Origin of the sequence: Streptomyces venezuelae (genome assembly GCF_008642335.1) — a bacterium.
GTDB classification, from domain to species: domain Bacteria; phylum Actinomycetota; class Actinomycetes; order Streptomycetales; family Streptomycetaceae; genus Streptomyces; species Streptomyces venezuelae_F.
This window is the reverse complement of sequence record NZ_CP029191.1, coordinates 3073861-3086847: the sequence shown is the minus strand read 5'-3', so window position 1 is coordinate 3086847 and position 12987 is coordinate 3073861. Positions and strand designations below refer to the sequence as shown.

At 71.3% G+C, this 12987-nt stretch carries 10 protein-coding genes; 5 read left to right on the top strand and 5 right to left on the bottom strand.

The features are described from left to right. Nucleotides 1-59: 59 nt before the first annotated feature. The 5 genes from DEJ49_RS13760 to tgmC are packed head-to-tail and all read left to right on the top strand — an operon-like array spanning nucleotide 60 to nucleotide 3211. A complete protein-coding gene (locus DEJ49_RS13760) occupies nucleotides 60-545 on the top strand; it encodes a hypothetical protein (protein WP_150184394.1) in 486 nt (161 codons plus the stop codon). A gap of 37 nt (nucleotides 546-582) precedes the next feature. Continuing rightward, nucleotides 583-858: a hypothetical protein gene (locus tag DEJ49_RS13755; protein WP_223832823.1), complete on the top strand. Its 276-nt coding sequence runs from the start codon at nucleotides 583-585 to the stop codon at nucleotides 856-858. Continuing rightward, nucleotides 846-1118, top strand: coding sequence for a putative ATP-grasp-modified RiPP (gene tgmA / locus DEJ49_RS13750; protein ID WP_150184393.1), 273 nt, complete (start codon nucleotides 846-848; stop codon nucleotides 1116-1118). Before DEJ49_RS13755 ends, tgmA begins: the two co-directional genes overlap by 13 nt. Nucleotides 1119-1128: 10 nt before the next feature. Continuing rightward, on the top strand, nucleotides 1129-2088 hold the full coding sequence (gene tgmB, locus DEJ49_RS13745) for an ATP-grasp ribosomal peptide maturase (RefSeq protein WP_150184392.1): 960 nt from the start codon (nucleotides 1129-1131) through the stop codon (nucleotides 2086-2088). Continuing rightward, nucleotides 2078-3211 carry an ATP-grasp peptide maturase system methyltransferase gene (gene tgmC / locus DEJ49_RS13740; protein ID WP_317850450.1) on the top strand — a complete coding sequence of 378 codons (1134 nt, stop codon included), beginning with the start codon at nucleotides 2078-2080 and terminating at the stop codon, nucleotides 3209-3211. The genes tgmB and tgmC overlap by 11 nt, the downstream gene beginning before the upstream one ends. 25 nt (nucleotides 3212-3236) lie before the next feature. On the opposite strand, the gene DEJ49_RS13735 is transcribed toward tgmC, so the two are convergent. The 5 genes from DEJ49_RS13735 to DEJ49_RS13715 all read right to left on the bottom strand — a co-directional run bounded on the left by DEJ49_RS13735 (nucleotide 3237) and on the right by DEJ49_RS13715 (nucleotide 12972). Further along, complete coding sequence (locus DEJ49_RS13735) at nucleotides 3237-3767, bottom strand: GntR family transcriptional regulator (RefSeq protein ID WP_150188215.1); 531 nt, start codon at nucleotides 3765-3767, stop codon at nucleotides 3237-3239. A gap of 58 nt (nucleotides 3768-3825) precedes the next feature. Continuing rightward, a complete protein-coding gene (locus DEJ49_RS13730; RefSeq protein WP_223832822.1) occupies nucleotides 3826-5226 on the bottom strand; it encodes a beta-propeller fold lactonase family protein in 1401 nt (466 codons plus the stop codon). Nucleotides 5227-5417: 191 nt separating this feature from the next. After that, nucleotides 5418-7130, bottom strand: a complete 1713-nt coding sequence (locus tag DEJ49_RS13725) for a glycosyltransferase family 2 protein (protein ID WP_150184391.1) — start codon at nucleotides 7128-7130, stop codon at nucleotides 5418-5420. Then, entirely contained in the window at nucleotides 7127-9382 is a 2256-nt protein-coding gene (locus tag DEJ49_RS13720; protein WP_150184390.1) for a CDP-glycerol:glycerophosphate glycerophosphotransferase, read from the bottom strand. The genes DEJ49_RS13725 and DEJ49_RS13720 overlap by 4 nt, the downstream gene beginning before the upstream one ends. Beyond that, on the bottom strand, nucleotides 9379-12972 hold the full coding sequence (locus DEJ49_RS13715) for a bifunctional glycosyltransferase family 2 protein/CDP-glycerol:glycerophosphate glycerophosphotransferase (protein ID WP_150184389.1): 3594 nt from the start codon (nucleotides 12970-12972) through the stop codon (nucleotides 9379-9381). Before DEJ49_RS13715 ends, DEJ49_RS13720 begins: the two co-directional genes overlap by 4 nt. Nucleotides 12973-12987 lie beyond the last annotated feature (15 nt).

Sequence of the window (12987 nt, the reverse complement as noted above, 5' to 3'; positions counted from 1 at the left end):
CCCGCCGCTCGGACGCCCCGTCTCTTCACTCTGGGTGATCGTGCCGACACGATATCCGCATGGTCAGCAGCGAACGTGATCAGGGGCAGGAGCCGTGTGCGGCTCGTCGTACCGAGGGGCAGCTGAGGCGACGGCAGGGCCTCGCCGACGCGTCGGCGGGCGTCACGCCGGGCGAGACCGGCGTACCGGCCGTGGTCGCGCGCATAGAGCGGTTCCGCTGTGTGATCTACCTGTCCGGCGCCGCAGGCGCGGATATCGCGGCCCCGCGCAGGGAGTGCACGCAGTACGCCGCCGCGTTCGGCTGGGAGATCACCGAAGTGATCGAGGAGCACGTGGGGTTGCTGCCGCCGCACGGGCGCGCGGGGCTGGGGCAGGCCTTGGACCGGATCAAGGCGGCCGAGGCGGGAGCGGTGCTCACGGCGTGGCGGTCGATGATCTCGTCTGTCGCGCAGGAGTACGACGAGGTCGCCCGTGAGATCGAGAAGGCGGGAGGCTTCCTGCACGTCAGGGACTCGGCGCGCAGCGCGGAGGGGACGGGGCGGTGACGCGTCGCACGTCCGGCGGTGCGTCCGAGGGCGGAGGGTGACCTTCCATCCGGCCGTGGCACGGCCGTGGCGCGACGCGTGGCCGCTCGTCGCGCAGGTCGATGACGGCAACTCGTGGGTGGTCGGCACCTGTTGGCTGTATTGCCGACGCGAAGACGTGCGAGTGCTGTGGGTCGGCTCCGTACGGACCCCCGGAGCGACGGGCGACGTGTACGGGTGCGGCCCGTGCCTCGCGGAGCTCGATCACATGGTGCGCGTCCAGTCGCACGGCCGCGACAGGAAAACGATCGAGGAGGAGCAATGCAAACACTGACCACAGTCACGGGGGCAAAGGTGCGGAGCCCGTGGGCGCTGCGACGGCTGGTCCCGTTGCGTAACGGATCGCCCTCGCCCTGGCAGTACGCGGGCATCGACCCCGTCGCCCAGACCGGTCGATGGGTCGGGGGCGACGGGGAGGCGAGGCCGGTCGAACTCGGCAAACACGGGACGTCGGTCAACACCTACCCGCCCACGCAGGTCGGCAAGGACGGCAGGATGGACGCCGACTCCGGCCATGACGCCGCCCAGGATTAGGAGGGGTGGCATGGGCGGACGCGCGGTGCTTGTCTGCACGGAGTACGAGGACGCGACCGCCGATCTGGTCATCGCGGAGTTGAACCGACGACGAGTGCCCGTCCTCCGGTTCGACCCGGGACGCGACTTTCCGGCGTCGGCGGTGCTCGCCGCACGGCTCGGCGCGGACGGGTGGAACGGACGGCTGACAGTCGGACAGCGCACGGTTGACCTGGCAGCGGTGCGCGCTCTCTATCACCGGCGGCCGAGCCCGTACCCGACCGGCGTCGGCGAGCAGGCGGGCCGGTTCGCGGGGCAGGAGAACCGGCGCGGCCTGGGCGGCGTGCTGGGAGCGCTGTCGGGGTGCTCGTATGTGAGTCATCCGCAGGCCATCGCGCGGGCGGAGTACAAGCCTGCGCAACTGGCAGCGGCGCTCAAGGCCGGGTTCACCGTTCCTGCCACCCTGATCACCAATGAACTGGTGAAGGCCAAGGACTTCTGTGCTCAACAGGCCACGATTTACAAGCCCTTGCACGCGGGGGCTTACTGGCTCGACGACGAGCCTGCCGGAATCTGGGCCGCTCCGGTCGCGGCGGACGAGGTCGACGAAGACGTGGGCCACAGTGCGCACCTGTTCCAGGCGCGGGTGCCCAAAGTGGCCGATGCCCGGGTGGTCGTCGTCGGAAAGCAGGTGCTCGGCGCCCGCATCGTCGCTCCGCCGGGGGTGGTGGACTGGCGGGCCGCGTACCGAAATCTCCGTTACGAGGCGGTGTCATGCCCGGACGTGGTGCGCGGTGCTCTGTTCCGGTTCCTCGCCCACTTCGGGCTGAACTTCGGTGCCTTCGACTTCGCGGTGACCGCGGACGGCACATGGTGGTTCCTGGAGTGCAATCCCAACGGTCAATGGGCGTGGCTCGAAGACACGGCCGGTCTGCCGATCACGACCGCGGTCGCCGACCTTCTGGAGAACGGAGCGAGCCATGATGGCTGACACCGCGCTGTCGGAGCAGCTGCGAGTCGACCTCGTGCGGAGGCTGTCCGCAGCGGGTGCCCTGCGCGGCCCGGAGTGGAGAGCCGCCGTGCTGTCCGTGCCCCGCGAGGCGTTCCTCGCGCGAGGATGGTTCGAGTACGAGGACGGAGGCTGGTACCGGCCCGTGGCCCCGGTGGCCGGGGAAAGCGCCGCCGGGTTGGCACGGGTCTACGAGGACGACACCCTCGTGACACAGGTGGCCGGCAGTGTCTTCCCCGATCAGGTGGAGGGGCGGATCGCGGCGGCTCCGTCGTCGTCCTCCACCCTGCCGAGTCTCGTCGTGCGGATGCTGGAGGACCTGCGGGCGGCGGAGGGGACGCGCGTCCTTGAGATCGGCACGGGCACGGGTTATTCGACCGCCCTGCTCTCCCACGTCGTCGGCGAGGACAACGTCACCACGGTCGAGGTCGACGCGGAGGTGTCGGCGCGTGCCGGTATCGCGCTCGCGGGTGCCGGGTACTGGCCTGCGCGCTTGACCGGGGACGGGCTGGCGGGGCACGACCCGGGCCACCCCTATGACCGGGTGATCGCCACGTGCGGCGTCCACACCGTGCCCGGTGAGTGGCTGGCGCAGACCCGGCCCGGGGGCGAAGTTCTGGTCACCGTCGGCGGATGGATGCAGGCATCCGAACTCGTACGGCTCACGGTCGCCGACGACGGCACGGCGAGCGGCCCGGTTCTCGGCGGGCAGGATTCGTTCATGCTGGCCAGGCCTCACCTGCCGCCCCCGCTCGGAGTCCTGCCGAACCTGGACGAGGGCAATGCGGAGCCCGCGGAGTTGGGGGCGGACGTACTCGACGACTGGACGGCGCGGTTCGTGGCACAGTCCGCGGTGCCGGGTGCGCAACGGCTCACGCTGGAACGGGCCGGGCGGACGGAGCATGTCGTGATCGACGTGGCCGCCGGGGTGTGGGCGGCCCTCTTCCGCGACGGCGGGCGGTGGATGGTCCGGCAGGGCGGCGGGGAGCGCATGTGGGACCGGATCACTGAGCGGGTCACGCGGTGGCGATCGGACGGGTCTCCGGCGGCGGACCGGATGCGGCTGCATGTCGGTCCGGCGGGACAACGGCTCACTTGGGTGTGACGGTATTGCGCTGCGACAGGCGCGGTCAGCTGATGTCGATCTCGTAGCGAAGCTGTTGGCGGTGGGCGGGCATCAGCATCAGGTCCGCCTGGATGGGGTGGCCCTCGTGGTCGAGTGTCACCCGGTGCAGGCGCAGGACCGGTGCGGATGGGTCCAGGCGGAGCGTTGTGCGTTCCTCGGTGGTGGGCATGCGGGCCGTTACGTCCTCCCAGACGCGTACGCCTACGTGGCCGAGGCTCGCCAGGAGCGTTACGGCGCCGCCGCGGATCTTGGCTGTTCCGGCGAGCGGCGTGCCGCGGGCGATCGTGACGGGATAGTAGGTGTCCGTCAGTTCGCAGGGTTCACCGTCGAGTTCGATGATGCGGCGGCGTACGACGACGGGGTCTCCGGGGGCGATGCCGAGGAGGTCCGCGACGTCGGCCGGGGCGGGGACCTCGCCTGCGTGGGCGATGCGTTGGGTGCCCGTGCCGCCGCGGGCCGCTGCCTCTTCGCCCCAGGCGTCGGGTTGCCCTTTCGCCCGGGGCTTGAGGTACGGCATCGACGTGCTCACCCACATGCTGTCGCTGCCGCTCACGGTTTTCTCCTGCTGTTCTTCGGGAGGGGGTGGTGGGGCGTTACGGGCAGGTGACCAGGATGATCGAGACTGCTGTGCAGGTTACCGATGCCGTGTCGTTGGTGGGGGTGGGGTCAGTGGGGGTCGAGGCCGTGCGTGCGGCTGTGACCTTGACCGGGCCCAGGGTCAGTAGGTGCAGGGGGACTCGGAAGGACTTCTGCGCGGATGTGTTCGGTGCGATGGGGGCGTAGTCGCACGTCACCGCCGTGCCCGAGGCTGAGCAGCCCGGGGACAGGTTCGTGGCCCTCGCGCCCGAGGGGAGCGTTGCCGTCACCGTTGCCGATGTGGCGGTCGCCGGGCCCTTGTTGTGAGACGTGAGGGTGTACGTGACGTACGGGACCAGCAGGCCCAGGTTGGGCTTGGCGGTCAGGTTGACGGCTATGTCCGCCTGCGTGGTGGGCGGCGCCGCGGTGAACGCCATGCCGTACGGGCCCGTGAAGCCCGCGATCGTGTCCGTGACCGTGTTCGTTCCGGGGGCGATGACCGAGACCGTGTCGTCCTCGATGTTCGCCGCGTAGACCGCTGCGCCGGACGGGTCCGCCTCGACCCTGACCGGGCCGTCGCCGACCGCGACGGTCGCCGTCACCGCACGGGTCGCCGTGTCGATCACCTTCACGTCGCCACTGGCCCGGTCCGCGACGTACGCCCGGCTCCCCGACGGGGCGAACGTCACGCTGTTCGGGGTGCCCCCGACCGGGATCGTCGCGCTCACCGTGTTCGTGGCCGTGTCCAGCACCGACACCGAGTCGGAGTTGTTGTTCGTGACGTAGGCGGTGGTGCCGGTGGGGTCGATGGCCACGCCCGCCGGGGCGGACCCGACCGGGACCGTGGCGCTGACCGTGTTCGTGGCCGTGTCCAGCACCGACACCGAGTCGGAGTTGTTGTTCGTGACGTAGGCGGTGGCTCCCGAGGGGCTGATCGCCACGCCGTTCGGGGCCTGCCCGACCGGGATCGTGGCGCTGACCGTGTTCGTCGCCGTGTCCAGCACCGACACCGTCGTCCCGCCGCTGTTCGCCACGTACGCGCGCGACCCCGACGGAGTCACCGCCACGTTCAGGGGGTTGCTGCCGACCGGGACCGTCGCCGTCACCGCGTCGGTCCCCGTGTTGATCACCGAGACCGTGGCCTCGTCGAAGTTCGTCACGTAGGCCCGCTCGGCGGCGGGCGCGATCGCCACGCCCACGGGGCTGTTGCCGACCGTGATCGTGTCGGTGATGGTCTTCGTCGCCGTGTCGACCACCGAGACCGTGTCGCCGTGGAAGTTGGCCACGTAGGCGGAGGGGCCGGCGGCGGCCTGCGCGGGGGCGGGGAGTGCCACCAGGCCCGCCACCGCCAACGTGGTGCCGGTCATGAGAGCGGTGAGGCGCCGCCCCCGGGAAGGTCTGGTGAGTGTGTGGGACATGGGACTTCCCCCCTTCGGTGACGCCCTGTGACGTCACGTCACCGGCATCTTCCCGCCACTCCCGCCCCTCAGGGGCCGAATCCCTCCGAATCCCCACCGTTGTCCGAATGCGGCAACAAGGGTGGCCTTCCGGTGACTTGACGTCCGTGACGTGACGTCCAGTTTGGACGGCCACCCCGCATCCTTCGGACTCAGCGAGTGAGCGCCCCGGCCAGACGGGCCGCCTTGCGAAGGCGCGACCCCGCCTTCGCCCCCGCCCTCCGCGCCAGTGGACGTATGACGCGGGACGTCACGCCCACCGGGGTCCAGCGGAGTTGGAGGCGACCCGAGGCGCGGCCTTCCGGTTCGACCGTGACCTCGTGGGGGAGGGCGCCGCCTCGGTAGTCGACGCGGGCCGTGAGGGTGGGGAAGGTGAGGGGAGCCAGGAGCAGGGCCGTGTTGCGGAGTTGGCCCGAGGTCAGTTGGAGGACCGGGTGGCGGGTGCCTGCGAAGCCGTTCAGGGGGAGCGGGGTCGCTGCCAGGTCCAGGCGGGCCGTGCCCTCGAAGACGCCGGGGCGGACCGGGTCCAGGCGGAACGGGGTCTTCAAGCGGCGGCGGCCGGGGGCGAGGAGGAGCGTGGCCACCTGCGGGCCCACCGGGAGGCGCAGGCCCGGGTCGTACGTGCGGATGGAGAGGACCACCGTGGCCGCCGGGCCACGGTCCACGCGCGTTATCTCGTGGCGGAACTGCGCGCTCGCGAAGGGGCGGGAGTCCAGGCCCAGGTCCGTGACGTCGAGTTCCCTGCGGGAGGCGGGGGTTTCGGGGACGTGTCCGCCCCAGTAGACGTGGCCGGTGGCGTCCAATGTCGTTTCGCGCGGGGCCACTCCGTGGCCCAGGCCTCGCGCCGCCAGTTGCGCTTCCTCGAGGCGGCCGTCCTGGACCAGGCGGAGTACGACGCGTTCGGCGCGAGGGAGGCGTGCGTACGCGCCCGGGGACAGCTCCACCAGGTACGGGGTCACGATCTCCGCGAAGCCCGTCAGCCACTCCTCGTCCCGGAACGGCAGGTCACCCGCGTACATCCGGAAGTCGTGCTTCAGGAACTTGTAGTCCTTCGCCTCGCGGACGTCCTCGTGGCCGCTCGACACGAGGAACGCGTCTATGAGGCGCTGGACGTGGATGCGGTCGCGTACGTTCGTCAGCTTGTGGCGCTGGTTCGAGATCGACGCGGACTCCGCCGCCTCGTAGGGGGCGATGTACCAGCGGTAGACCGGGTCGGGGATCACCGTGAAGGACGACGCCAGGCAGTACGCCTGCGCCGAGAACAGCTGGTCCTCGTAGTGGATGCCCTCCGGGAAGCGGAGGTTGTTCCTGTCCAGGAACGTGCGACGGTACATCTTGCTTGTCGACAAGTGCTCGAAGAACAAGGCCGGTTCCGCCTCGATGCCCTCCACCGTGCGCCGCTCGGCGACCAGGTGCGACATCCACGTGGAGGTGCGGCCCGTGTCGACCCGTACCCGCTCCACCGCGCCCATCACGAAGTCCACCTCCCGGTCGCGGTGGGCGGCCAGAAGCAATTCGACCGCGCGCTCCGGGAGTTCGTCGTCGCTGTCCAGGAACATCAGGAACGGGGCGCGCGCGACGTCGAGGGCCCGGTTGCGCGGCGCGCTGCAGCCGCCGCTGTTCTCGGGGAGGCGGAGGTACGACACGCGGTCGTCCTCGGACGCCAACCGCCGTGCCACCTCGGGCGTGTTGTCCGTCGAGTGGTCGTCGCTGATGATGATCTCGATGTTCGCGTGCGTCTGGCGGCGCAGCGACGCGACCGCGCGCGGCAGGCGTTCCGCGTCGTTGTAGACGATCACCGTCACGGTGACGTCAGGCGTCGTGGTGACGTCAGGCGTCACGGAGACATCAGGAGTCGTGATCATCGCTGGGTCGCCTCCTCGGGCGTCGGTGCCGGGGTGCGCTCGTCGACCGGCGTGACGGGCGGCAGGGACTCCTCGCTCTCGCCGAGGAAGACGCGGCGTACGACCCGCTCGGCCGCGCGCCCGTCGTCGTACTCGCAGAAGCGGTGCCGGAACGCGCGCCGCGCCTTCGCCGCCGACTCGTCCCGCCACGCGTCCGACGTGAGCAGCGCCGTCAGCTCCTCCTGCGTGCGCGCCACCTTGCCCGGCGCCTGTGCCATCAGGTCGAAGTACACGCCGCGCGTCGTCGCGTACGTCTCCCAGTCGTCGGCGTAGATGACGATCGGGCGGTCGAGATTGGCGTAGTCGAACATGATCGACGAGTAGTCCGTGATCAGTGCGTCCGCCGCGAGCGCGAGCTCCTCCACGGGGTCGTACGACGACACGTCGATGACCCGGCCGCTCTTGCGCAGCCCGGCCAGCGGGGATGCCGCGCCGCCGTAGAAGTAGTGGCCGCGGACGAGCAGGACGGTGTCCTCGCCGAGGCGGTCGGCGAGGGTCGCGAGGTCGAGGCGCGGGGTCCAGGCCGCCTCGTAGTCGCGGTGGGTGGGCGCGTACAGGATCGCCCGCTTGCCGGGCGCGATGCCGAGCTTCTCGCGGATCGCGCGGATGTCGGCGGCGGTCGCGCTGTAGTACACGTCGTTGCGCGGATAGCCGTAGTCCAGCGAGGTGTAGTGCGAGGGGTAGGCGCGCTCCCACATCTCCGTGGAGTGGCCGTTCGCGGAGACGCTGTAGTCCCAGCGGTCCACGCGGGCCAGCAGGTCGTGGAAGTTCAGGCCCTTCGCGGCCGCCGGGTAGTCGAGCTGGTCCAGGCCCATGCGCTTCAGCGGCGTGCCGTGGTGCGTCTGGAGGTGGACCGAGTCCGGGCGCTTCACGATGGCGTTCGGGAAGTTGGCGTTGTTCACCAGGTACTTGGCGCGCGCCATCACCTCCCAGTAGCGGCGCGTGCCGGGCACGACGTGGTCGGTGCCGGGCGGGAGGAGCGGTACGTTCGCTGCCGAGACGACCCACACCGCGTGGATGTGCGGGGCGAGTTCGGCGAGCTTCGCGGCGACCGCCGCCGGGTTGCAGGCGACGCCGCGGTCCCAGTACGCCGTGAACACGGCGAGGTTCGGGTCGACGGGCCGCTCCAGTTCCCTGCGGTAGCGCAGGTCGCGGACCTTCTTGCCCACCTTGTGCTTGCGCGAGACGACCGCCGAGCGCAGCTTGCGCCGCTGCTGGTTCGCCGTCTGGAACGTGCGGTACTTCGTGTACGCGTCCTCTTCGAGGAGGCGGCGCCGCACGCCCTCCAGGCCGCCGGGGTGCTGGTGGCCCTCGGGGCGCCAGGCGACGGCGGCCTTCGAAGCGCGGTGGAAGAACTCCCTGCGGACCGGGTCCGGCAGCTGCTCGCGGGCGACGACGCGCAGGCAGTCGCCGACCATCACGTCGTAGAGCGCGGCGCGCGGAGCGGTGGGGAGACCGCGGTCGGTCGCGAGGGCGAGGAGCGACTCGTAGCGGTCGATGACGGCGAAGCGTTCCTCGGGGGCTCCCTTCGGCAGGCTCTCCGCGCGCAACTCCCGCACGTTCAAAGACACGTGGTCGAGGGACGCGACGCGGTCGGCGAGGAGCAGCGCTGCGTACGCTGCGAACGTCTCGTCGTCCACCGACAGTTCGTCCCGGTGCGCCCGCCAGAAGTCGGCGCGCAGCACGCGGTTGCCGAGCAGCGGGGTGACCTTCAGGAGGTTCGGGCAGTCCGCGAGCGGCAGGTCGCGGCGGCCCTGCTTGGCGAGGTGTTTGCCGTCGGGGCTCGGCATGCCCTGGTGGCGCCAGGTGGAGCGGACGTGGTCGACGCACAGGACGTCCACGCCGGCCGCCAGGTCCGCGGTGCGGTCGGCGACGGCGCGCGGGGCGCCCGTCGGGACGCTGTCCTTGCTGTGCACGAAGTGCAGCCAGCGGCCGCCCGCCCGCTCGGCCCCCGCGGTGCGGGCCGCGCCGTCGCCCGTGCCCTCGGGCAGCGGGACGACGGTGACGCCGGTCCGGTCCGCGGCGGCGGCCTGCGCGGAGGCGCCGACCGCGGCGACGATCACCTCGACGCCGGGCGACACCTGCGCGGCGAGGGCGTCGAGGCAGCCGCCGAGGTGGCCCTGCACGTTGCGGCCGTGGACGACGACGCTCAGCTCGGGTCCGGTGCTCTCACCCTGCTCGGGCACGGCGGTGCCCCCCTTCCGTGTGCTCATGCGGTGGTCGCCCCCCGGTGCGCGAGCATGCGGTCGACGACGCGGACCGCGGCCTTGCCGTCGTCCAGGTCGCAGAACTCGGCGCGGAACGCGTCGTACGCCTCCGCGTACGGCGCGCTCGTCGCGTCGATGTCCCTCAGCGCGGCGATCAGCTCGTCGGAGGTGGGGACCAGCGGTCCCGGCGCGCGCTTCTCGAAGTCGAAGTAGAAGCCGCGCAGCCGGTCCCGGTAGTGCTCCAGGTCGTACGTGAAGAACAGCATCGGACGGCCCGTCACCGCGAAGTCGAACATCACCGAGGAGTAGTCGGTGACGAGGACGTCGGCGATCAGGAGCAGATCCATGATGTCCGGGTAGCTCGCCACGTCCCACACGAAACCGTCGCCCGCGCCCGGCACCGGCTCCACGATGTGGGCGTGCGGGCGGACGAGGAGGACGTGGTCGTCGCCCAGCTCGGCACGCGCCTTCGCCAGGTCGACGCGGAGGTCGAGCAGGAAGCCGCCGCGGTGACGCTGCTTGTCCTCGCGCCACGTCGGCGCGTACAGGACGACCTTCTTGCCCTCGGGCAGGCCGAGCGCGCGCCGCACCTTGTCGGCGCGCTCGGCGCGGTCGGGGGCGAGCAGCACGTCGTTGCGGGGGTAGCCGGCCTCCAGGAGCTCGCCGTCCACGTCGCCGCCGAAGCGGAACGCGCTGCGCATGATCGGGGTGCTGAACCTGTTCGGGGAGAGCAGCATCGTCCACTGGTGGCGCTCGCGGTCCAGGTCCTGGAGGTACTGGGTGCTCGCGAAGTGCTCGTTGTCGAAGTCGAAGCCGATGCGCTTCAGCGGGGTGCCGTGCCAGGTCTGGACGATCTGCTGGCCCTCGCGGCGCTCCAGCCAGCGCGGGAAGTGCGTGTTGCCGACGATGTAACGGGAGCGGGCCATCGCCTCGTAGTACTCGGGGCTGTGCACGCGGACGGCCTTCGCGGTCGCCGGGACCTCGCACTGGCCGTCCTTGACGACCCACAGGTGGTCGACGGGCAGGCCGCGGCGGACCATCTCCTCATGGATGGCGCGCGGCGAGTCGCCGTACATGCGGCCGCCGAAGACGTCGTACAGGACGGCCTCGCGGAGCGGCTCGTGGCGGGCGGCGGGGTACGCCTCCGTGCGCAGGCGGGTCTGGCGGTGGCGGCTTCGCTCCTCGGGGCGCAGCTCGGAGTGGGCCATCAGGGCGAGCTGGTCGTACTGGCGGGCCTGGAGCTCTACGCGCTTGCCGTGCGCGTTGACCTCCAGGGGGAGGGCGGGGTGGACGGGCGGGGCGAGCTGGACGGCGGTGCGGGAGCCGTCCGGCTTCTGGATCGAGGGCCACCAGAAGCCTGCGCGGAGCGGGGTCTTTCCTGCGTGGTGGTGGGTGGGGGCGGGCACGAAGCGGGCCTCGAACCGGCCGTCCTCCGCCTTCGCAGGGAAGGTGTACTCGTGGCCCGACCAGGTCTGGCGGAGTACGAGCTCCAGTGTGTGGGTGCCCTGGGCCGGGTAGCTGCCGGTGAGGGTGACGGTGCCGTCGGGGGTGGCGGAGACGTGGTCCACGAGGGGCTGGACGGGCTGGTCGCAGAGCTGGAGGTAGCCTCCCGGACTGCGCCGGGCGTAAACGGTCCTGCTGGGGTCCGCCTGCGCGAACTGGGCGCCCGAAAAACCCTCCCTGTCGTCCAGGATGAGGGCAAGACGGGTCGACGTGGGCTCGTCACCTGAGGCGTCGACGACCTCCACGGACATGTCCCAGCGGGCTATCGAGCGTTCTGCCTGGGTGGGGCGGAGGCGTTCGTGGTTGGTGCGGATGTCCGTCAGGGCCGCCGTGTCGACGTGGGCCGTGAAGGGGACGCGGCCCTCGTGCGGGACGCCGAGGGTCAGGGGTGCCGTCAGGATCGTGCCGGACTCGCGCATGCGCAGGCGCAGGCGGGCCGTGCCCTCGGGGGCCGTGCGCAGGATGCCGCGGACGACGAGGTGGGAGCCCTCCGCGCGGACCTCCAGGGCGCGCGCGTGCGCCGTCTCCACGCGGATCGCCAGCTCACCGTCCTGGATCTGCGGGGCCACCCGCACGTCCTCGGTCACCCAGTGCGCGGGCGGCGTCTGCCCGGAGCCCGTGCCGGCCCCGTACAGCGGGCCGCGCCGCGGCGTCGAACCCGTGCCGGCCACGGCGACCCGTACGTACCAGACGCCGTCCACCCACCTGCCGCGGTGCCGCAGCCGGGAGGGGTTCACGAGCGCGCCGAAGCCCGCCCAGTCGGCGTGCCGGAACTCGGCGCTCGAGGCCACCGTCGCCTCGGGGTCGAGGTGGCTGCGCGCGGGCACGAGGACCGTGCGGCGGCTGCCCTTCTCCTTGAGGATCAGCGACTTCAGCGCCTTGCTCCGCGACTCCGCGCCGAGCTGGCGCGCGAACGCCCAGCCGGACAGCCACAGCTTGCCGTCGTGCCAGGCGGCCTCGTCGAGGCGGCTGCGCAGCCGCAGCTCCTGGTCCAGGCGGAGGACGGCGTCGGGGACGGGGGCGGCCGGGTCGAGGAAGGGGTAGTCGGCCTTGGGGTGCAGCGTCCCGGAGACGGGGATGGACCCGGGGTGCTCCTTCTCGAACTCCAGCTGGGCGATCAGCTCGTCCATGCGCCGGTGCACGGTCAGGTACAGCTTCAGCTTGTGCGGCACGTGCAGCGCGCGCACCGCGTCCTGCCCGATCTCGCGGACCAGCCGGCCGACGTGCTCAAGGAACGCCTCCTGGTAGGCGGCGTCCGAGCCGGGCAGCACCTTCCAGAAGAGTGGGATCTCCTCGGCGAGCGCGTTGTTGTCGTACACCTTCAGGTGGTCCGCGTACATCGGGTCGTCCCCGACGCGGGCGAGCATGAAGTCGCGGACCATGCGGATCGACTTCACGCGGTCGATGAGGCCCTGCGGGTTGGTGCGGTTCTGCGTGATGGACCGTTCGCCGATCTCGCGCTCGCGCCAGTTGTAGATCGGCTCGCTCAGGACGTCCACGGACTCGGCGAGGTAGTGCGCGGGGACGCTGACGGGCGCGTCCTCGTAGAGCATGGCTTCCGGGTACGCGAAGGAGTGCCGCTCCCAGAACGTGCGGCGGTACACCTTGTTCCACGCGGTGCGGTCCGTGAGCAGCGGCCGGAACTTCGACACGTGGGTGCGGAGCCGGGTCGCGGCGAAGGGCACGCGGTGGACGGGCGACTGGACGTGGCCCGCCGAGCGGAACCGGGTCACGTTGCCGGCCGCGAAGTCCGAGCCCGTCTCGTCGAGCGTCTCGATCAGCAGCGCGTACGCCGTGGCGGGGAGCGTGTCGTCGCTGTCCACGAACGCGAGGTACTCGCTGTCGGGGGACATCTCCCGTACGCCCGTGTTGCGTGCCGCGCCCAGGCCCTTGTTCTCCTGGGATATCAGGCGGAACCGCGGATCCGCCGCCGCGAAGGCCTCGGCGATGGCAGCGCTGCCGTCCGTCGACCCGTCGTCGACCATGATCACTTCGAAGTCCTGGAACGTCTGGGCGGCCAGGGACTCCAGGCACTCGTCGAGGTAGAGCTCGACGTTGTAGACGGGGACGACAACACTCAGCCGTGGCTGCACGCGTACTCCTTCTGT